18 protein-coding genes are annotated in these 18,901 nt (G+C 71.9%); 12 read left to right on the forward strand and 6 right to left on the reverse strand.

The annotated features are described in order from the left end of the window. Positions 1 to 33 precede the first annotated feature (33 nt). Entirely contained in the window at positions 34 to 870 is an 837-nt protein-coding gene (locus AB4030_RS00890) for a GNAT family N-acetyltransferase (protein ID WP_442277284.1), read from the reverse strand. Between the two features lie 35 nt (positions 871 to 905). On the opposite strand from AB4030_RS00890, the gene AB4030_RS00895 reads away from it, so the two are divergent. The 5 genes from AB4030_RS00895 to AB4030_RS00915 are packed head-to-tail and all read left to right on the forward strand — an operon-like array spanning position 906 to position 6,633. Further along, the gene (locus AB4030_RS00895; protein WP_442277285.1) at positions 906 to 2,318 is read left to right on the forward strand and encodes an NAD(P)/FAD-dependent oxidoreductase; all 1,413 of its coding nucleotides are present in this window, start codon (positions 906 to 908) and stop codon (positions 2,316 to 2,318) included. A gap of 58 nt (positions 2,319 to 2,376) precedes the next feature. Further along, positions 2,377 to 3,741 carry a sensor histidine kinase gene (locus tag AB4030_RS00900; RefSeq protein ID WP_442277286.1) on the forward strand — a complete coding sequence of 455 codons (1,365 nt, stop codon included), beginning with the start codon at positions 2,377 to 2,379 and terminating at the stop codon, positions 3,739 to 3,741. After that, complete coding sequence (locus AB4030_RS00905; RefSeq protein ID WP_442277287.1) at positions 3,738 to 4,442, forward strand: response regulator; 705 nt, start codon at positions 3,738 to 3,740, stop codon at positions 4,440 to 4,442. The genes AB4030_RS00900 and AB4030_RS00905 overlap by 4 nt, the downstream gene beginning before the upstream one ends. A 35-nt stretch (positions 4,443 to 4,477) precedes the next feature. Next, the gene (locus AB4030_RS00910) at positions 4,478 to 5,404 is read left to right on the forward strand and encodes an ABC transporter ATP-binding protein (protein WP_442277288.1); all 927 of its coding nucleotides are present in this window, start codon (positions 4,478 to 4,480) and stop codon (positions 5,402 to 5,404) included. Then, positions 5,401 to 6,633, forward strand: a complete 1,233-nt coding sequence (locus tag AB4030_RS00915; RefSeq protein WP_442277289.1) for an ABC transporter permease — start codon at positions 5,401 to 5,403, stop codon at positions 6,631 to 6,633. Before AB4030_RS00910 ends, AB4030_RS00915 begins: the two co-directional genes overlap by 4 nt. Here AB4030_RS00915 and AB4030_RS00920 read toward each other — a convergent pair. Both AB4030_RS00920 and AB4030_RS00925 read right to left on the reverse strand, forming a co-directional pair. Next, on the reverse strand, positions 6,617 to 7,885 hold the full coding sequence (locus AB4030_RS00920) for an MFS transporter (protein ID WP_442277290.1): 1,269 nt from the start codon (positions 7,883 to 7,885) through the stop codon (positions 6,617 to 6,619). The two genes, AB4030_RS00915 and AB4030_RS00920, sit on opposite strands and share 17 nt — an antisense overlap. 237 nt (positions 7,886 to 8,122) lie before the next feature. Further along, positions 8,123 to 9,295: a citrate/2-methylcitrate synthase gene (locus AB4030_RS00925; RefSeq protein WP_442277291.1), complete on the reverse strand. Its 1,173-nt coding sequence runs from the start codon at positions 9,293 to 9,295 to the stop codon at positions 8,123 to 8,125. A 100-nt stretch (positions 9,296 to 9,395) separates the two neighbouring features. Between AB4030_RS00925 and AB4030_RS00930 the strand changes: the two genes are divergently transcribed. Further along, positions 9,396 to 10,577 carry a citrate/2-methylcitrate synthase gene (locus AB4030_RS00930; protein WP_442277292.1) on the forward strand — a complete coding sequence of 394 codons (1,182 nt, stop codon included), beginning with the start codon at positions 9,396 to 9,398 and terminating at the stop codon, positions 10,575 to 10,577. A gap of 1 nt (position 10,578) precedes the next feature. Here AB4030_RS00930 and AB4030_RS00935 read toward each other — a convergent pair whose 3' ends face one another. Then, entirely contained in the window at positions 10,579 to 11,193 is a 615-nt protein-coding gene (locus tag AB4030_RS00935; protein WP_442277293.1) for a TrmH family RNA methyltransferase, read from the reverse strand. Between the two features lie 142 nt (positions 11,194 to 11,335). On the opposite strand from AB4030_RS00935, the gene AB4030_RS00940 reads away from it, so the two are divergent. Further along, on the forward strand, positions 11,336 to 12,088 hold the full coding sequence (locus tag AB4030_RS00940) for a DedA family protein (protein WP_442277294.1): 753 nt from the start codon (positions 11,336 to 11,338) through the stop codon (positions 12,086 to 12,088). A gap of 73 nt (positions 12,089 to 12,161) precedes the next feature. After that, entirely contained in the window at positions 12,162 to 13,112 is a 951-nt protein-coding gene (locus tag AB4030_RS00945; RefSeq protein ID WP_442277295.1) for a TIGR03086 family metal-binding protein, read from the forward strand. Positions 13,113 to 13,192: 80 nt separating this feature from the next. Here AB4030_RS00945 and AB4030_RS00950 read toward each other — a convergent pair whose 3' ends face one another. Next, the gene (locus tag AB4030_RS00950) at positions 13,193 to 13,945 is read right to left on the reverse strand and encodes a LemA family protein (protein WP_442277296.1); all 753 of its coding nucleotides are present in this window, start codon (positions 13,943 to 13,945) and stop codon (positions 13,193 to 13,195) included. Between the two features lie 194 nt (positions 13,946 to 14,139). Between AB4030_RS00950 and AB4030_RS00955 the strand changes: the two genes are divergently transcribed. Beyond that, a complete protein-coding gene (locus tag AB4030_RS00955; protein ID WP_442277297.1) occupies positions 14,140 to 14,820 on the forward strand; it encodes a hypothetical protein in 681 nt (226 codons plus the stop codon). On the opposite strand, the gene pyrE is transcribed toward AB4030_RS00955, so the two are convergent. Further along, positions 14,784 to 15,341, reverse strand: coding sequence for an orotate phosphoribosyltransferase (gene pyrE / locus AB4030_RS00960; RefSeq protein ID WP_442277684.1), 558 nt, complete (start codon positions 15,339 to 15,341; stop codon positions 14,784 to 14,786). The two genes, AB4030_RS00955 and pyrE, sit on opposite strands and share 37 nt — an antisense overlap. Before the next feature lie 132 nt (positions 15,342 to 15,473). On the opposite strand from pyrE, the gene AB4030_RS00965 reads away from it, so the two are divergent. The 3 genes from AB4030_RS00965 (at position 15,474) to AB4030_RS00975 (ending at position 18,901) form a co-directional block, all read left to right on the forward strand. Continuing rightward, positions 15,474 to 16,913, forward strand: coding sequence for a right-handed parallel beta-helix repeat-containing protein (locus AB4030_RS00965; RefSeq protein WP_442277298.1), 1,440 nt, complete (start codon positions 15,474 to 15,476; stop codon positions 16,911 to 16,913). A 14-nt stretch (positions 16,914 to 16,927) separates the two neighbouring features. Continuing rightward, entirely contained in the window at positions 16,928 to 17,371 is a 444-nt protein-coding gene (locus AB4030_RS00970; RefSeq protein ID WP_442277299.1) for a hypothetical protein, read from the forward strand. Positions 17,372 to 17,461: 90 nt separating this feature from the next. Further along, the gene (locus AB4030_RS00975) at positions 17,462 to 18,901 is read left to right on the forward strand and encodes a right-handed parallel beta-helix repeat-containing protein (protein WP_442277300.1); all 1,440 of its coding nucleotides are present in this window, start codon (positions 17,462 to 17,464) and stop codon (positions 18,899 to 18,901) included.

Below are 18,901 nucleotides of genomic sequence, written 5' to 3' on the forward strand. Positions count from 1 at the left end.
CGCCCCGGTGCCCATCTCACCACCGTGCCCCCGTCAGGCCGTGGGATCGAAGACGTAGGGCGTCGTCGTCGCGACCCGGTGCAGCCCGAGGCGACGCAGGATCGGCTCGGAGTCGGGTGAGGCGTCGACGCGGACGAAGTCCTTGCCGCGCTCGAGGCCGAGCCGGGCGCGGTGGAGCAGGGTCGCGCGGTAGAGGCCGCGGCCGCGCCACGCGGGCAGGGTCGAGCCGCCCCAGAGCCCCGTGAACCCGCTCGTGTCGTACTCCGCGCGTGCCGCGCAGAGCACCGGTCCCTCGCGCGACTCCTCGACCACGACGACGTCCATCGATGCCGGCTCGGCCCGCCACCGTGGCAGCAGGGAGTCGACGGCCCAGGCCTGCGGCTCACCCCAGACGACCTCGAGCATCGCGGCCATCCGCGCGAAGTCCTCGTCGCAGTCGGCGGCGCGCACGACGACCCCCTCGGGCAGGTCGAGGTCCTGGGCGGCGAGGGGCGCGGCCTCGCCGAGGATGAGCGCCTCGTCGTCCTCCTTGACGAAGCCGGCGTCGACGAGTCGCTCGCCGAGGTCGGCGGGCTCGTCGTAGTCGTAGGTCTTCCACTCGACGCGCAGCCCCCGCTCCGCGAAGAAGTCACGCTGCCGCGCGATGACGCCGTCCCATTCGTCGGGGTTCGGGCCGAGGCCGTCCGGACTCTCGATCATGTTCCAGTGGCCGCCGTCGAGCTCGTACTCGCGGCGCACGAGCCCGTCGACCTCGATGGGACGCTGGGCGGTTCCCACGCCGATCGGAGCGCGGGTCTCGTCGTGGAAGACGCGGAGCAGCTCGTCGGGGCCGAGGACCGTGGCATCGCTCTGGAACGAAGAAGGGTTCACAGGTGACAGCCAAGCATGGTCGAATCCCTCTCGTCATGCCTGTTTCCCCGCTCTCCCGCCGAGCCGCTGCCGCCCTGGCCGACGCCCGTCCCGTCCCGTTCTGGACCGACCGTCCGGAGCGCCCCGACCCGCGGGCCCCGCTGACGGGCGCCGCGCCGCGCGCCGACCTGCTCGTCGTCGGCGGTGGGTTCACCGGGCTGTGGGCCGCGATCCAGGCCAAGGAGGCCGACCCCAGCCGCGACGTCGTCGTCGTCGAGGCCGGCCGGCTGGGCGACGGCGCGTCCGGGCGCAACGGCGGCTTCATGGCGCCGTCGCTGACCCACGGGCTCGCACAGGGCGTGGGGTGCTGGCCCGAGGAGATGGGGACGCTCGACCGGCTCGCGACCGAGAACTTCGCGGCCATCGAGCGGTCGCTCACGGCATACGGGATCGACGCGGACCTCCACGTCCCCGGTGAGCTGACGTTCGCCCTGACCGAGCACCAGATCTCTTCCGTGCGCGAGTCGTACGAGCTGCACCGGGCTCACGGTGCGCGGGTCGCGATGCTCGACGCCGAGCAGGCCCGGGCGCGCGTCGACTCCCCGCGCTACCTCGCCGGGATGTACGACCCCGACGTCGCCCTCGTCGACCCGGCGCGCCTCGTCTGGGGGCTGGCCCGGGCCGCTGAGTCGCTGGGCGTCCGGCTCCACGAGCACACGCGCGCCACGGGATTCGACACCGAGGGCAACGGCGTCCGGGTGACGCTGGACGCGGGCTCGGTCCATGCGCGGCGCGTCGTGATCGGCACGAACGCGTCGCAGGGCGTGCTCAAGCGGCTCAGTGCGTGGGTGCTCCCGGTCTACGACCACGTCCTCATGACCGAGCCCCTGGCGCCGGCGCAGCTCGACGCCATCGGGTGGAAAGGCCGCGAGGGACTGACCGATGCCGGCAACCAGTTCCACTACTACCGAAGGACGCTCGACGACCGGGTGCTCTTCGGCGGCTACGACGCGAACTACCACTTCCCGGGACGCATCGACCCGGAACTCGAGCAGAACGACGCTTCGCACGGCCTGCTCGCCGACCACTTCCTCGATCTGTTCCCGCAGCTCGACGGCATCCGGTTCACGCACCGCTGGGCGGGCGTCATCGACACGACGTCGCGCTTCACGCCGGTCTTCGGCACCGCCCTCGGCGGACGGATGTCGTATGCCGTCGGCTACACCGGTCTGGGCGTCGCCTCGACGCGCTTCGGTGCGGCTGTGGCGCTCGACCTCGTCGACGGCAAGGACACCGAGCTGACCCGGCTGGGCATGGTGCGCCGCAAGCCGATCCCCTTCCCCCCGGAGCCGATTCGGTATGCCGCTGTGCGGGCCACGCGCTCGTCGCTCGCCGCCGAGGACCGCACCGGCCGACGCAACCTGTGGCTGCGCGCCCTCGACCGAGTCGGGGTCGGCTTCGACTCCTGAAGATCCCTCCTCCTGCCGGGGGAGTCGGGGCTCCGCCGCACTGCCTAGGCTGGGCGCCATGACCGGGGGGCACAGGGTGAGCGCGCGTGTCGCGGCGTGGGCAGGCGTCGACACCGACTGGGAACGGTTCCCGCACGACGCGGCTCACGCGAGACGCGTCGACACGTGGGTGGCGCTGGCGTTCCTGGTGACCGCATCGCTGGGGGTGGAGCTGCTGCGCAGCATCGATGCGCTTGGCGCGCAGGAGCGCTCGTGGCTGTGGCCGCACGTCGCGGTCGCGCTCGGCACCGTGCCCCTGGTGTGGCGTCGACGCTGGCCGCTGGCCGTGGCCGCCTGGCTGTCGCTGCACCTCTTCGCCTTCGGCATCCTCATGCCGTCCATCGCCGTCTCGATGCCCATGCAGGTCGTCTACTTCTTCGCGCTCTTCACCGGGGTGGCCTGGGCGCGCGACCGGCGGGCGATGCTCGGTGTCGTCGTCGGGGTCGTGCTGCTCATGTTCGGCTGGCTCACCTGGCAGTTCGCGGTCGGCAGTGGCGTCGAGGAGGCGATGAGCCACGGCGGCCAGCGCCTCACCCGGCAGGGCCTGTTCAGCCCACCCGCCGCGTACGTCGTCTACTCGCTGCTCGTCAACGTCGTCTACTTCGGCGGCGCCATCATCGGGGGGCAGGCCGCCTGGCGAGCGGCCCTGCAGCGGGACCGTCTAGCCCAGCAGGCCCACACCATCGACGCGCAGGCCACGAGCCTGCAGCGACAGGCCGTCGTCGAGGAGCGGCTGCGCATCGCGCGCGAGCTGCACGACGTCGTCGCCCACCACGTGTCGGTCATCGGCATCCAGGCGGCCGCGGCGCGCCGGGTGCTGCGGCACGACGCCGAGGCCGCGGAGACGGCGCTGAGGTCGGTCGAGACGTCGTCGCGCGAGGCCGTCACCCAGATGCGCGAGCTCCTCGGGACGCTGCGCTCGGGCGAGGACGAGCAGCCCGACGGCGCCCGGTCCCCCGAGCCGAGGCTCGCCGACGTGCCCGCCCTGGTCGACGAGGTCGCGACCGCCGGCGTGCAGCTGGAGTGCCGTGTCGTCGAGGACTCCCCCGGCGCCGTCGCCGCCGTGCCGGGGCCGGTGGGTCTCTCGCTCTACCGCACCGTGCAGGAGGCGCTGTCGAACATCCGTCGGCACTCGACCGCATCAGCCGCAACGGTTTTCGTCCGCGTGGACCGCCGTCCCGAGCCCGGCTTCGCCCACGGCTACGCCGAGGTGGAGGTGCTCGACGACGGCCGTCCCCGCTCGGGCTCGTCCGGCACCGGTCTCGGCCTGCTCGGCGTCCGCGAGCGCCTTGCGGCCCATGGTGGTGTCAGCGAGATCGGCCCACGCGTGACCGGCGGTTATCGCGTCCGGGTCCGTATGCCGCTACCCGAGGACGCGTCGTGACCGCGCCTACCCGTGTGCTCATCGTCGACGACCACCGGCTCGTGCGCTCCGGCTTCTCGCTCATCCTCTCGGTCGAGGAGGACCTCGAGGTGGTCGGTGAGGCGAACGACGGGGCCGAGGCCGTCCGGCTGACCCGCGAGCTGCGACCCGATGTCGTGCTCATGGACGTGCAGATGCCGGTCATGGACGGCATCGAGGCGACCCGCCGGATCGTCGCCGACGACCTGGCGAGGGTCGTCATCCTCACCACCTTCGACCAGGACGACTACGTCTTCGCAGGTCTCGGCGCCGGTGCCAGCGGCTTCCTGCTCAAGAATGCCGACGCCGAGCACCTCGTCGAGGCGGTGCGCGCCGTCGCCGGCGGCCACGCCCTCCTGGCGCCCGAGGTCACCCGCCGGGTCATCGCGCAGATGACCGGGCCGCCTGGGACGAACGGAGCGGCAGCAGCGGCGTCCGGCGTGCAGGACCCGCGCCTCGACGAGCTGACCCCGCGCGAGCTCGAAGTGCTCGGGCTCGTCGGACGAGGCCTGTCGAACGCCGAGGTCGCCGCACGCCTCTTCGTCGGGGAGGCCACCGTCAAGACCCACCTGTCCAACGTCTTCGCCAAGCTCCACCTGCGCGACCGGGTCCAGGCCGTCGTCCTCGCCTACGAGGCGGGGCTCATCCTGCCGGGGGATGCCGAGGATCCCTCCCGGGACTGATCCTGCGGCCACGAGTGCGCCCTTACGGTGGCGGCATGAGCGACAACGGGGACCGACTCACCAGACCACGGGCGACGGCCGACATCGAGGTGCGACGGCTGTCTCGCACCTTCGGCGAGATCCGGGCCGTCGACGACGTCAGCTTCACCGTGCCGGCCGGGAGGCTCACCGGTTTCGTCGGCGGGAACGGTGCGGGCAAGACGACGACGATGCGCATGCTCATGGGGGTCCTGTCCCCCACGGGCGGCGAGGTGCTCTGGGACGACCGACCGATCACCCAGCTCGACCGGCGGCACTTCGGCTACATGCCCGAGGAGCGCGGCCTCTACCCCAAGCAGCCGGTGCTGGACCAGCTCGTCTACCTCGGCCGCCTCCGCGGACTCGGTGCCGCCGCGGCGAGAGCCGAGGTGACCAACCATCTCGAGAGGCTCGGCCTCGCCGACCGGGCCAAGGACCACGTCGAGAAGCTCTCGCTCGGCAACCAGCAACGGGTGCAGATCGTCGCCGCCCTCATGGGCCAGCCGCGCGCCCTCGTGCTCGACGAGCCGTTCAGCGGCCTCGACCCGGCAGCCGTCGACAACATGGCCGACCTGCTGCGCGAGCACACCGCGCGCGGCGTCCCGGTCCTCTTCTCCTCCCACCAGCTCGACCTCGTCGAACGCCTCTGCGAGCGCCTCGTCGTGCTGGCCCGCGGACGTGTCGTCGCGTCCGGCACCCCGGACGACCTGCGCGCCCTCTCGGTCGCGCGACACCGGCTCGTCCTGTCCGGCGACGCCGGCTGGGTGCGCGGTGTTGCCGGCATCCACGCCGTCGACGTCGAGGGACGGACCGCCCTGCTCGAGGTCGTCGAGCACGGCGCCGAGCGACGTCTGTTGGAGGAGGCGCTCCGGCGCGGCGAGGTGCACGAGTTCTCCCCGCAGCGGCCGACCCTGGCCCAGATCTACCGTGAGGTGACCGCATGACCACCGTGTCCCGGCGTCCCGCCAGCGAGACCGTCCCCGGCCCGCCCGCCGTCGACGAGGCTGGCGGCCACCCCTGGGCGATCGTCGCCCAGCGAGAGATCGTCGTCCGCCTGACGAACCGGGCCTTCCTCGTCTCGACCCTCATCACGCTGCTCTTCATCGCCGGCTTCGGTGCCTTCTCCGTGTGGGACAGCAACCGGACGACGACCTACACCGTGGCCGTGACCGGAGCCGACGGGCGGCAGCTCGTCGAACGTGCCGCGGCCTCGGCACGACAGGCCGACGACAAGGTCTCCATCGAGTCGACGCCCGTGTCGGACGAGCCCGCGGCCCGGGCGCTCGTCGACGACGGGACGGCCGACTCCTGGCTGCACCAGACCGGGCCGGGCTGGACGCTCACGTCGGCCGACGACGCCGACCTCGCCCTGCGCACCGCCGTCGAGGCCGCACTGAGGGACACCGTCCTCGAGCGCAACGCCGCGGCGGCCGGCACCACGGTGCAGGCCCTCGAACAGGGGACCACGCTGACGACGGCCCGCTTCGACGGCCGGGCCGGCAGCAGCGGCTTCGTCAAGGGCGCCACCTTCGCCTTCGCCCTGCTCTTCTTCATGGCCGCGATGATGTTCGGACAGCAGATCGCGGCCAGCGTCGTCGAGGAGAAGCAGTCGCGCCTCGTCGAGATCCTCGCCTCGGCAATCCCGTTGCGGCAGCTGCTCGCCGGCAAGATCCTCGGCAACTCGGTCATCGCCCTGGGACAGGTGGTGCTCTTCGCAGCCGTGGGCCTCGTCGCCGTGTCGTTCACCGACGCGTCGACGCTGCTCCCGACCCTGTCGACGGCGGTCGTGTGGTTCGTGCTCTTCTTCGCCGTCGGCTTCTTCGCCCTCGCGTGCCTCTACGCCGTCGCCGGCGCGCTGGCCTCACGCACCGAGGACCTCCAGTCGACGACGGCGCCGATGACGATGGTCCTCATGGTCGTCTACGTCGCGAGCTTCGGGCTGACCGGCAAGGCGCTCGAGGTGGCCTCGTTCGTGCCGATCGCGTCGGTCGTGTCGATGCCGGGTCGCCTCCTCACGGGCGATGCGGCGTGGTGGGAGCCGGTGCTCGCGATCCTCGTCATGGCCGCCTTCTCGGCCGGGACCATCGTCGTCAGCGAGCGGATCTACCGCCGCTCGCTCCTGCAGACGCGAGGGCGGGTCTCGTGGAAGCAGGCGCTCAGCGCTCCGGAGTGAACCCGCGCACCGCGGGGTGCTCGCCCGGGGCCGTGACGTGGCGGTAGGGCGAGCACCACAGGACCAGGGCGGACGCTGCCAGTCCGACGACTCCCGCCGCAATGGCCACCCGGTTGCCCCACGTCGCCGCCAGCCAGCCACCGAGCGGCGCCGCCACCGCGATCGAGCCCCAGTTGAACGAGCGGATCGTCGCGTTCATCCGCCCCCGCAGCCGGTCGGGCGTCACGAGGTTGCGATAGCTCGTGTCGAGCGGGCCCCTGAGCCCCATCGCCAACCCGAAGAGCGCGTTGGCCACCAGCGGCCACACGACGGCATACGGCCCCGGCCGGGCGAGCAGGAGGAGGGCGTATGCCGCGGGGCTCAGCCACTCGGTCGTCGTGATCACCCGTCCGGTGCCGAAGCGCACCCCGAGGCGCGGGGACAGACCGGCGCCGAGGACGCCCGTCACCCCCGTCGCGGCGAGGACGACGCCCACCGCGATCGGGTCGAGGTCCAGCTCGGTCGTCGCGAAGTAGACGAGCACCGTCGTCACCATGGCGTTGGCGAAGAACCACAGGTGCAGGGCCACGGCGTACGGTCCGAGCGTCGCATGCCGGTAGACCCAGTCCGCCCCCTCCCGCAGCTCGGTCCAGAGGTGCCGCTCGACGGCCGGCTCGAGACGCCGCTCCTCGACACGGACGGTCGTCAGCACGAGGGCCGACACGGCATACGACATCGCGTCGACGAGGACTGCCACCGGCGCCGAGAGGAGCCTCACGAGGGCGCCGCCGACCAGCGGGCCGAGGGACTGCGTCGCCGCGTAGGTCTGGGAGAGGCGGGCGTTCGCGGAGGCGAGTCCCGGGCCCGGGACGATCGTCGGGAGGAGTGACAGGTGGGCCGCACTGAAGAACATCGACGCCGAGCCGGCGCAGAAGACGAGGACGGCCAGGACCGGCACCGTCAGGTGCCCGGTGAGCGCGAGCACGCCGACCGCGCCCAGCAGCACGGCACAGAGCACGTCTGCCGCAACGAGGAGGGGACGTCGACGGACCCGGTCCACGACGACGCCGGCGAGCATGCCGAAGAGCAGGTAGGGCAGCCACTGCGCGGCCCGCACCGCCCCGAGCGCCGTCTGGTCGGCGTGCAGCGTCTCGATGAGGAGCAGCTGCAGCGCCAGGGTCGAGACGAAGGTCCCGAGGTTCGAGACGGCGTCGGCGATCCAGAAACGGACGAAAGCCCCCGAACGGGACCTTTCGACCGTCACCCCTGCCACGCGCCACCCCCTCCTGACGTGAAGCCGACGATTCCTTGACACCACCTTGTCCAGTTCTGACCTGTTCGTCGAGCCGACCACGCCGTTCTGGCCTACGGTGAACGTGGCGTTCCGGAGGGCTCCGGGCGACGACGAGCGACCGGATGCTCCCCCGGTCGCGCCGAGCAGGCCCCGACGAACGGATGCGTCGGGGCCTGCTCGGTGCTCCCGCAGGTGCGGCGCCCGCGGCACGGCCGCTCAGGCCGGAAGGGGGGCGCGCGAACCCGTCGGCACGCGCTGGGGTGGCGGCGGACCGACGTAGCGCGCGGCGGGTCGGATGATCTTGGGATCGCGGCTCTGCTCGAGGATGTTCGCGGTCCAGCCGACCACCCGGGCGACGCAGAAGGTCGGCGTGAACATCGACGGGTCGAGGCCCGCGAGCTTCATGACGACGCCCGCGTAGAACTCGACGTTCGCATGCAGCTCGCGGCCCGGCTTGAGCTCGGCGAGGACCGTCTCGATGGCGTCCTCGACCCCCACCGCGAGGTCGACGAGCGGGTCGTCCCAGCCGCGCGCGATCGCCTTGAGCATCTCCGAGCGTGGGTCGCGGGTGCGGTAGACGGCGTGACCGAACCCCATGATCCGAGCGCCCGAGGAGATGCGCTCGCGCACCCAGCCGTCGGCCCGGTCCAGCGTGCCGATCTCGTCGAGCGCCTCGAGCGCCCGGCTCGGGGCGCCGCCGTGCAGCGGCCCGGAGAACGAGCCGATGGCCCCGACGAGGCAGGCCGCGAGGTCGGCACCGGTGCTCGCGATGACCCGAGCGGTGAAGGTCGAGGCGTTGAAGCCGTGGTCCATCGTCGCCACGAGGTACTCCTCGACGGCCCGGGCGTCTCGCGCGGCGGGTAGCTGCCCCGTCACCATGCGCAGGTAGTCCTCCGCGTGACCGAGGCTCGGGTCCGCCGGGATGGGCTCGAGGCCCTGGTGCAGCCGGTGGGCTGCGGCCAGGATCGTCGGCGTGACCGCGACCGAGGCCATCGCGGCGGCGAGCTTCTCGTCCTCGTCGCAGTCGTAGAGGGGCCGCAGGCCGGCGATGCCACCCCAGGCGGACAGGGCGGTGCGCACCACCTGGAGCGAGTCGGTCGTCGTCGCGCAGATGGCGGGGAGCAGGTCCGCCAGGCCGGCCGGCATGACGCGGAGGCGCCCGACCGCCGTGGTGAACGCCGCGAGCTCGCCGGCGTCGGGGAGGTGGCCGTGGAAGAGCAGGTGCCACGCCTCCTCGAAGCCGACCTGCTCGGCCAGCTCGACGGCGGAGTACTGGCGGTAGTGGAAGAAGCCCTCGTCGCCGCGGACGTCGCCGAGCTCGGTGTCGGTGACGACGACCTTGGCCAGGCCCTTGGGGACCGTGATGAAACCGCTGGGGTTGGTGGACATGTGGTGCTCCTCTCGGGTTCACTCGTCACTCTCAGCGATGTTGATCAACACCGTCAATGTTGATCGCATCCACTGTTGACCCGATCAACCCGGAGGCATCATGGCGAGCCCGTCAGGCACGTGGATCACGACGACCGAGGCCGCCCAGCGACTCGGCGTCAAGCGCGCGACCCTCTACGCCTACGTCAGCCGGGGCCTGCTCCGAAGCGAGCGCCGTCCCGGCCAGCAGGAGAGCCTGTTCGACCGGACGCAGATAGACGCCATGGCCTCGGCGACCCGCCCTCCGGGCAGCCCTCAGCCGGTCCTCCGGTTCCGGAGCATCGCGACCTCCGTGAGCAGCCAGGTCGACGGCGACCTGCTCTACCGCGGCCGACCCCTGCAGGACGTCGTGGCACTCGGCTCCCTCGATGACGCTGCCGCCGTGGTGCTGGGAACGTCTGTGCCCCAGCAGATCTCGAGGCCGTCGCAGGTCGCCGGCGTCGACCTCTCCGCTCTCCCGCTCGAACGCCGGATGCCGGTGGCGATCCAGCTGGTCGCTGCCGCCGACCCCTTCGCCTCCGACACTGACCCCGAGCAGGTCAGGACCGGGGCGATGCCGACGCTGGGGAGTGCCCTGAGGCTCGTGTCCGGCGCGGCGGCCGTGCCAGACCCCGTGACGACCGACCTCACGGCGCTCACGCTGGCGGCCCTGGGCGGGTCACCAGACGCCCGGGCCGACGTCGAGCTGCTGCGGGTCCTGCTCGTCGCCCTGCTCGACCACGGCCTCACGGCCTCGACGGTCGCGGCCCGGGTCGCGGCCTCGACACGGGCGGGCCTGCATGACTGCCTCTCGGCCGCGTATGCCGCGATGGCCGGGCCGCTCCACGGCGCGGCTCCCGTGGCCGCCCACGCCCTGCTCGTCGACGGCGTCGACCCGACCGTCCTCGTGGGCCGGTCGCTCCGGGAGCGCGGGGAACGCGGTGGGATCGCTGGTTTCGGCCACTTCCTCTACCCCGACGGCGACCCGCGGGCCGACGTCGTCCTCGAGGCCCTGTGGCGGCGACGGGGCACGGAACCGTTGCGGCGGCGGGTCGGGGCCCTCACCGCCCTCGTCGCCGAACGCACGGGCGCGCTGCCCAACATCGACCTCGCCAGCGCCGCGGTGCTGCACGCGCTGGGCCTGCCCGCCGAGTCCGGCGAGGTCGTCTTCCAGGTCGCCCGCTCGGTGGGCGTCGCCGCGCACGTCGTCGAGGAGTACGCCGAGGAGCCGTTGCGCTGGCGAGGCCGGGACCCGCAGGGCTGAGCTAGACGCGCTGGTCGAAGACGTGCCGGCGCACCCACGCGTGCATGGCGACCGCAGCGGCCGCGCCGGCGTTGATCGAGCGGGTGGACCCGAACTGCTCGATGTGCAGCACGGCCGCACACTCGGCCCGCATCGGCTCCGACAGGCCGGGACCCTCCTGACCGAAGACGAGGACGCACCGTCGCGGCAGGTCGAACGTCTCGAGTGGGACCGACCCGGGCAGGTTGTCGACGCCGAGGACGACGAGGCCCTCGGCCCGCGCCCACTCCGCCAGCGATGCAGCGTCCGCGTGGTGGTGCTCGTGCTGGTATCGGTCGGTGACCATGGCTCCACGGCGGTTCCACCGGCGCTTGCCGACGATGTGAAAGGCCTCGGCGCCCATGGCGTTCGCCGTTCGGATGACCGAGCCGATGTTGAAGTCGTGGCCCCAGTTCTCCACGGCGACGTGGAAGTCGTGACGCCTGGTGTCGAGGTCGGCGACGATCGCGTCGTGCCGCCAGTAGCGGTAGCCGTCGACGACGTTGCGCCGGTCCCCGTGCTCGAGCAGCTCGGGGTCCCAGTGGTCCCCGACGGGCCACGGGCCCTCCCACGGGCCCACGCCCACCTCTGGTTCCACGCGCCGAGTCTACGAGGGGCTGCGAAGGGTCCAAGAGGGGTCCACGGAGGGGTCTACGGAGGGGTCCACGGAAGGAGGACGGCACAGCTTCCTGACAGCCACGATTCAGGCGGTCCCGGGCTCACGGCATACCCTGTCACCCATGCACGCACTCGCTGCCGCCCTGCCGGCCGTCGTCCCGGCCCTCGGCCCCAAGTGGATGGACCCGACCTACCTGCTCGACCAGTACGGCAGCGCCTTCTTCGTCATCGCCCTGGTCATCATCTTCGTCGAGTGCGGGTTGCTCTTCCCGATCCTCCCCGGCGACTCGCTGCTCTTCGCGGTGGGCCTGTTCATCGCGACCGGCAAGGTCCACCTCAACCTCGGCGTCGCGATCGTCGCGCTCTGCGTCGCGGCGTTCCTCGGGAACGTCGTCGGCTACGAGATCGGCCGGGGCGTCGGACGGCCGCTCTACAAACGGCAGGGGCGGTTCATCAACACCGCCAACTTCGACAAGACGAACGCGTTCTTCGACACGTACGGCAACCGCGCCCTCGTGCTCGGACGCTTCGTGCCCATCGTGCGCACGTTCATCACCGTCGTCGCCGGCATCGGCCGGATGCACCGCCAGCGCTTCTTCGGCTGGAGCGCCGTCGGTGCCGTGGCCTGGGTCACCAGCGTGACCCTCCTCGGCTACTTCCTCGGCCAGGTGTTCCCGGGGCTGACGAAGAACATCGAGTACGCCATCCTCCTCGTCGTGCTCGTCTCCCTGCTGCCGATGGTCTACGAGTTCGTCAAGCACCGCCGCGAGGCCAGGGCGGTCGCGGCCGAGACGGCCGACGCCTCGGCCGACACCTCGGCCGACACCTCGGACGACGTCGCCGACCCCCTCAGCAGGCCCGACCGCACCTCCTGAGGTCCTCGGGGAAGCCGTGACGTACGCCTGTCGCGGGCGCACACTGGGGGTGCAGGGGTGATGGGAGAACGTCGTGGAGACAGCCACCGAGACCCAGCACACCGGTCCCGACCTCGGTCACACCTATCGGCGCAGCGTGCGGTGGTGGGCGCAGCAGTCGGCCGGGGTCGCGGACGACCAGTGGGACCTACCGACCCCGTGCAGCGACTGGACGGTGCGTGACCTCGTCAACCACGTCGTCGGCGAGGACCTCTGGACCGCTCCCCTGATGCGTGGCCACACCATCGCCGACGTCGGCTCCCGCCTCGACGGCGACCTCCTCGGCGAGGACCCACGCAGCGCCGCGGCGTCGGCGGCCATCGAGGCGATCGGTGTCGTCGAGGAGACCCTTCCCGCTCACGGCACCGTGCACCTGTCCTACGGCGAGGAGTCGATCGACGAGTACGTCCGCCAGCTCGTCGCCGACCACCTCATCCACGGCTGGGACCTCGCCGCCGCGACCGGGCGTGACCGCACGCTCGACCCCGAGCTCGTCGCCGACGTGGCGGCGTGGTTCGACGGTACGGAGGACGCCTACCGCTCCGGCGGCGCCGTCGGACCGCGTATGCCGTCCGGCGGCAACCCGCAGGCCGACCTCCTCGCGCGTTTCGGACGTGATGCCGCCTGGGGCCCGGCGCACGCGGGGTTCGCGGCCTTCACCGCGGCGTTCGGGCGCGGGGACGTCGACGCGATCATGGCGCTGATGACCGACGACTGCGTGTTCGAGGCCACAGGACCCGCGCCGGACGGCATCCGGCACGAGGGCGCGGCGGACGTCCGTTCGGTGTGGGAGTCGCTCTTCACCGAGACGGGCAGCCCGGCCTTCAGGGCCGAGGAGTCGTTCGTGGCGGGCGACCGTGGGGTGCTGCGCTGGCGGTTCGACTGGGTGGCCCCCGACGGCTCGCCCGGCCACGTGCGCGGCGTCGACGTCGTGCGCCTGCGCGACGGCAAGGTCTGCGAGAAGCTCTCCTACGTCAAGGGCTGACACCACGCGTCCCACGGAGACGAACGCCGCACGCCCCGAGCCGTTCGGCTCGGGGCGTGCGGTGTGGTGTGCGGGACCGGTCAGGGGTTGGACCCGTCCGGCCGGGGCACCGAGTCCGTCGTCGGGTCGGGCTGGGCCGCTCCGGGCGCCTGCGCCTGCGGCAGGGCACCCGGGGCACCCCCGGGCTGGGTCGAGGGGCCGCCGACGGCGCCGGGCTGGGTCGAGGGGGCGACGGCCGGCGTTGCTGGGCCACCCGCCACGTCGCCACCAGTGCCGGCACCGAAGGAGACGTTGGGGACGACGGCCTCGGTGGCCGGGGCCTCGAAGTACTCGGCCCGCTTCACGCCGGCCATGTTGGCCACGACGTTGGAGGGCACCGACTCGACCTTGGTGTTGAGGTCGCGGACCAGGGCGTTGTAGTAGCGGCGCGAGCTCGCGATGCGGTCCTCGGTGCTCGTCAGCTCCTGCTGGAGGGCGAGGAAGTTCTGGTTGGCCTTGAGGTCGGGGTAGGCCTCGGCGACGGCCATGAGGCGACCGAGCGCCTGGCTCAGCTGGCCCTCGGCCTGGGCCGCGGCGGCGGGGGTCGGGGCGCCGGACATGGCCGCGGACCGGGCGGCCATGACGTCCTCGAGGGTGCCGCGCTCATGGGAGGCGTAACCCTTGACCGTCTCGACGAGGTTGGGGATGAGGTCGTGGCGGCGCTTCAGCTCGACGTCGATCTGGCGCCAGCCCTCCTCGACCTTGTTGCGCAGGCCGATCAGGCCGTTGTACATGACGACGCCCACGACGGCGAGGAGCACGACGAGGCCGAGCAGGATCCAGACGATGATCATGGCTTCTCCCGGGGATCAGGGGCGGTCAGTGTGCCGATCCTAGTGCTGCGCACGCGGGCGCGGACCGGGCCGCTGGTGCGACGGCAGCCCCCGCCCCACGGTTCCGGGCGGCCCTCGACTGTCACCCGCCCGACGTAGCGTGGCGCCATGACCACCAGCACGGACGAGTGCGACGAGCCTGCCCGGGTCGTGCCGTGAGCGCCCCGCCCGTGCCGGCGCGCAACCGGGTCGACCCCTTCGGCGACGTCGTCGCCGCCCCGGGCCGAGGGACCTGGACGGGCAACCGGGGCCGCCTGCACGACGGCGCCGGCACCCGGGACGTCCGACGTCATCACGTCGGTCGCGCCTGGATCACGTGCGCGCTCGAGTTCAAGGAGCGACGCGTCCGGCAGTGGGACCCGCAGCACTACACGCCCCTCTTCTTCCTCGACGAGGCGCTCGCCCTGTCGGCAGGCCATCGTCCGTGCGCCGAGTGCCGCCGCACGGACTTCGTCCGCTTCCGCGACCTCGTGTCGGCCGCGCACGGCACGAGCCCACTGGCCGCCGCCGAGCTCGACCGGCTGCTCCACGACGAGCGGTGGGACCCCCGTCGACGCACCCGGCGGCTGCACGCCTACGCCTGGGACGAGGTTCCCGACGGCGCGTTCGTGCTGCTCGGGTCCGGTCCTGCCGTCGTGGCCGGCGAGGGGCTGCTGCGTTGGCAGGCCGACAACACGTATGCCGTGTGGCCGGTCGAGCGGCCCCGCGCCGGGCGGGCCGCGGTGATCACGCCACCGTCGTCGGTCGAGGCCCTGCGTGCCGGCTACCCCGTGCACGTCGGGCCCCGCCCGGACGGCACTCAGGCGAGCCCGAGCTCCTCGAGGGAGAACGCGTAGCGGTACTCCACACCGGCCTCCGCGGTGATCTTCTCGCCGGCGCCCGTCGCCCGGTCGGCGATCGTCGCGACGGCGACGACCTCGGCACCGTCCTCGCGAGCCGCCTCGACGGCTGCGAGCGGGGACGCACCGGTCGTGGTGGTGTCCTCGACGACGAGCACCTGACGGCCCTTGATCGACGGCCCCTCGATGCGCTGCTGGAGCCCGTGCGCCTTGCCGGCCTTGCGCACGACGAAGGCGTCGAGGCGCTCACCGGCAGCGGCGGCGGCGTGCAGCATCGACGTCGCGACGGGGTCGGCACCGAGCGTGAGGCCACCGACCGCGGCATACGTGAGGTCCTTGGTCAGCTCGCGCATGACGATGCCGACGAGAGGCGCGGCCTCACCGTCGAGGGAGATGCGGCGCAGGTCGACGTAGTAGTCGGCCTCCTTGCCGGAGCTGAGGGTCACGCGACCGTGCACGATCGCCTTCTCCTTGATGATCTCGAGCAGACGGGAACGGGCGGCGGCGGTGTCAGTGATGGTCACGAGGCTCCATCGTAGGGCGCCCTCCCCCAAGGAGCGTATGCCGTGCTCCGTCGATCGGAGGGTGGCAGGGAGCCCCTCTGTCGGCAGACTGATTGATCAGGCCCCGGCAGGCTGGAAGGACGAGTCATGGCTCCCCTGCACCCCCCCGCTCGACGAGCCGCCCTCGCCGTCAGCTCGGTTGTCGCGGGTCTGGGCCTCGCCGTCAGCTCCATGGGCGCGGCCTCGGGCGCCGCCGCCTACCTCTACGTGGGAGGCGGCGGCTGCTCGGACACCGGCGCCGGCACCGCGTCGGTCCCCTTCTGCACGATCGCCAAGGCGGCCAAGGTCGCGGTCGCGGGCCAGACCGTGCTCGTGTCGTCCGGCACGTACACCGACGAGGTGTTCCCCTGGCACTCCGGGACGTCCGGCTCCCCCATCACCTTCCAGCCGGCCGCGGGAGCGACGGTGACGATCTCCGGCGCCAGGCACGGCTTCACGATCTCGAACCAGAGCTGGATCACCGTCTCGGGCTTCACGGTCAGGAACAGCACGAGCAACGCCTTCTACGTCTACAACGCCACCGGAATTCGTCTGTCGGGCAACACGGCCCGGGCGTCAGGACAGCGGGTTTCCGGCGCGACGGCATACGGGATGTACCTCAACTCGATGACGAACTCCGTCGTCACCGGCAACCTCGTGACGGACAACTCCGCATCGGGCATCTACCTGACGAACGGCTCCACCGGCAACGAGATCACCGGCAACGAGAGCTCGCTGAACGCGTACGGCTACGTCCGCAACGCCGTCGGGATCGACCTGCGTGCACCGGGCAATCTCGTCAGCGGCAACCGGGTGCACGACAACGAGGACTCCGGCATCCAGTCGTATCCCGGCGGTGACCGCAACACGATCGCCGACAACGTCAGCTACCACAACAAGGGGTTCACGACCGTCAAGCTGTCGAACTGCAACGCCCCGAGCACCGGCAACACGGCCGGCTGCATCACCGGCGACCACGGCATCGACGACTACGCCGTCACCGGCAGCACCATCGTCGGCAACACCGTCTACGACAACGTCGCGGCCGGCATCAACCTCGAGGGCGTGCCGTCCGGCACGTCGAGCGGCTTCACCTTCGCGAACAACGTCGCCGTCGACAACGCCGCGTCGTGCCCGAACGGCGCCGGCGGCACCGTCAAGTGCCCCCGGACACGCGGGAACATCCGCGTCGACGCCACCTCGCAGCTCGGCACGAGCCTCGACTACGACCTCGTCTACCTCAGCGTGAGCGGCGGCACGATGATGGTCTGGGGATCGACGTCCTACACCTCGTTGGCCGCGTTCCAGACGGCGAGCCGGCAGGAGTCGCACGCACTGCAGGTCGACCCCCGGTGGACCAGCCCGTCGCAGGGCGTCTTCACGCTGAAGGCCGGCTCGCCCGCGATCGACTCTGCCAACTCCGGCGCACCGGGCGAGCCCGCCAAGGACGCCGCCGGACTAGCCCGGGTCGACGACCCGGCGACGCCCAACACCGGCGCGGGCACCCGCAAGTACGACGACCGCGGCGCCTACGAGTACCAGCCCTAGAAGCGGACGACACCATGAGCCACTCGACCACGATGACCCCCCACCGCTGGCAGATCCTGCTCGGCGTCGCGCTCACGGCGGTGCTCGCCCTCGGCGCGGCGTTCCTCGCGAGCGGCGCGTCCCAGGCCGTGACCGCGACCCCGCGAGCCGCGACCAGAGTGCCGGGCCCTCCCAGCGACTGCCCGGCCATCGGCCTGCTCGTCGCCGCCGCCGTCACCGCGACCGCGCCCGGCGCCCCGCCGAACGTGGTCACCTCGGCGCTCAGCCGAGCCGCCTCCTCGGCGAGGGCCACGGCATCCGACGACGCCCGCGAGCTCGCCCAGAACCTCGCCGACGACCTCACCGCCTACCGCACCACCCTCACCACCCCGTCGGAGACCTCGGCCCAACGGCACACGGACATCGGCGCTGCCCTCCGCAGCGACCTGACCGCACTGCGCCACTACTGCGGGCTCTGAACCGTAGACCCCAGACGTCCCTCGGCGGACGCCCAACCCATCGCCACCCTGGAAGGTCAGGACGGCGGCACGCGAGAAGGGACAAAGGACATGGTCCTCCCACACACTCCGAGACGCAGCGCGGCGATCGTCACCGGCACACTCGCCGCGGCCCTGGCCCTGGCAGCGATCCCCGTCGGTGCCGCCTCGGGCGCTGCCACCTACCTATACGTGGGAGGAGGCGGCTGCTCGGACACCGGCACAGGCACCGCGACGGTCCCCTTCTGCACGATCGCCAAAGCCGCCAAGGTGGCGGTCGCCGGACAGACGGTCCTCGTGTCGTCGGGGACCTACGTCGACGAGGTGTTCCCCTGGCACTCCGGGACGTCCGGCTCCCCCATCACCTTCCAGCCGGCCGCCGGGGCCACCGTGACGATCTCCGGCGCCAAGCACGGCTTCACGATCTCGAACCAGAGCTGGATCACGGTGTCGGGCTTCACGGTCCAGAACAGCACGAGCAACGGGATCTATGTCTACAACGCCACCGGCGTCCGGCTGTCGGGCAACACGGTGCGGACCTCCGGACACCGTGTCGACGGCACCACGGCATACGGGATGTACCTCAACTCGATGACGAACTCCGTCGTCACCGGCAACCTCGTGACGGACAACTCGGCGTCCGGCATCTACCTGACGAACGGCTCCACCGGCAACCAGGTCACCGGCAACGAGAGCTCGCTGAACGCGTACGGCTACGTCCGCAACGCGGTGGGCATCGACCTGCGTGCACCGGGCAACGTCGTGAGCGGCAACCGGGTGCACGACAACGAGGACTCCGGCATCCAGTCCTACCCGGGCGGTGACCGCAACACGATCGCCGACAACATCAGCTACCACAACAAGGGGTTCACGACCGCGGCCCTGACGAACTGCAGCCCACCACCGACTGGCAACACGGCCGGCTGCATCACCGGCGACCACGGCATCGACGACTACGCCGTGACCGGCAGCTCCATCGTCGGCAACACCGTCTACGACAACGTCGCGGCCGGCATCAACCTCGAGGGCGTGCCTGCCGGTACCTCGAGCGGCTTCACGTTCGCGAACAACGTCTCGGTCGACAACGCCGCGTCGTGTCCCGACGGCGTCGGCGGCACCGTCAAGTGCCCCCGGACCCGCGGGAACATCCGCGTCGACGCCACCTCGCAGCTCGGCACGACGCTTGACTACGACCTCGTCAACCTCAGCGTGAGCGGCGGCACGATGATGGTCTGGGGTTCGACGTCCTACACCTCGTTGGCCGCGTTCCAGGCGGCGAGCGGGCAGGAGTCGCACGCACTGCAGGTCGACCCCCGATGGACCAGCCCGTCGCAGGGCGACTTCACCCTCCGGGCCGGCTCCCCCGCCATCGACTCCGCCGACTCCGGAGCCCCCGGCCAGCCGGGCCTGGACGCCGCCGGACAGGCCCGGGTCGACGACCCGGCAACCGTCGACACCGGCGTGGGCGGGCGAACCTATGACGACCGCGGCGCCTACGAGTACCAGCCCTAG

It is taken from the genome of Terrabacter sp. 2YAF2 (assembly GCF_052114705.1).
Classification (GTDB): Bacteria; Actinomycetota; Actinomycetes; order Actinomycetales; family Dermatophilaceae; genus Terrabacter.

What these genes read in the sequence shown, in the direction of transcription:
- AB4030_RS00895 (WP_442277285.1), top strand. Translation starts at nt 906, where the DNA reads ATGCCTGTTTCCCCGCTCTCCCGCCGAGCCGCTGCCGCCCTGGCCGAC.
- AB4030_RS00900 (WP_442277286.1), top strand. Translation starts at nt 2,377, where the DNA reads ATGACCGGGGGGCACAGGGTGAGCGCGCGTGTCGCGGCGTGGGCAGGC.
- AB4030_RS00910 (WP_442277288.1), top strand. Translation starts at nt 4,478, where the DNA reads ATGAGCGACAACGGGGACCGACTCACCAGACCACGGGCGACGGCCGAC.
- AB4030_RS00915 (WP_442277289.1), top strand. Translation starts at nt 5,401, where the DNA reads ATGACCACCGTGTCCCGGCGTCCCGCCAGCGAGACCGTCCCCGGCCCG.
- AB4030_RS00925 (WP_442277291.1), bottom strand. Translation starts at nt 9,295, where the DNA reads ATGTCCACCAACCCCAGCGGTTTCATCACGGTCCCCAAGGGCCTGGCC.
- AB4030_RS00930 (WP_442277292.1), top strand. Translation starts at nt 9,396, where the DNA reads ATGGCGAGCCCGTCAGGCACGTGGATCACGACGACCGAGGCCGCCCAG.
- AB4030_RS00940 (WP_442277294.1), top strand. Translation starts at nt 11,336, where the DNA reads ATGCACGCACTCGCTGCCGCCCTGCCGGCCGTCGTCCCGGCCCTCGGC.
- AB4030_RS00950 (WP_442277296.1), bottom strand. Translation starts at nt 13,945, where the DNA reads ATGATCATCGTCTGGATCCTGCTCGGCCTCGTCGTGCTCCTCGCCGTC.
- AB4030_RS00965 (WP_442277298.1), top strand. Translation starts at nt 15,474, where the DNA reads ATGGCTCCCCTGCACCCCCCCGCTCGACGAGCCGCCCTCGCCGTCAGC.
- AB4030_RS00970 (WP_442277299.1), top strand. Translation starts at nt 16,928, where the DNA reads ATGAGCCACTCGACCACGATGACCCCCCACCGCTGGCAGATCCTGCTC.
- AB4030_RS00975 (WP_442277300.1), top strand. Translation starts at nt 17,462, where the DNA reads ATGGTCCTCCCACACACTCCGAGACGCAGCGCGGCGATCGTCACCGGC.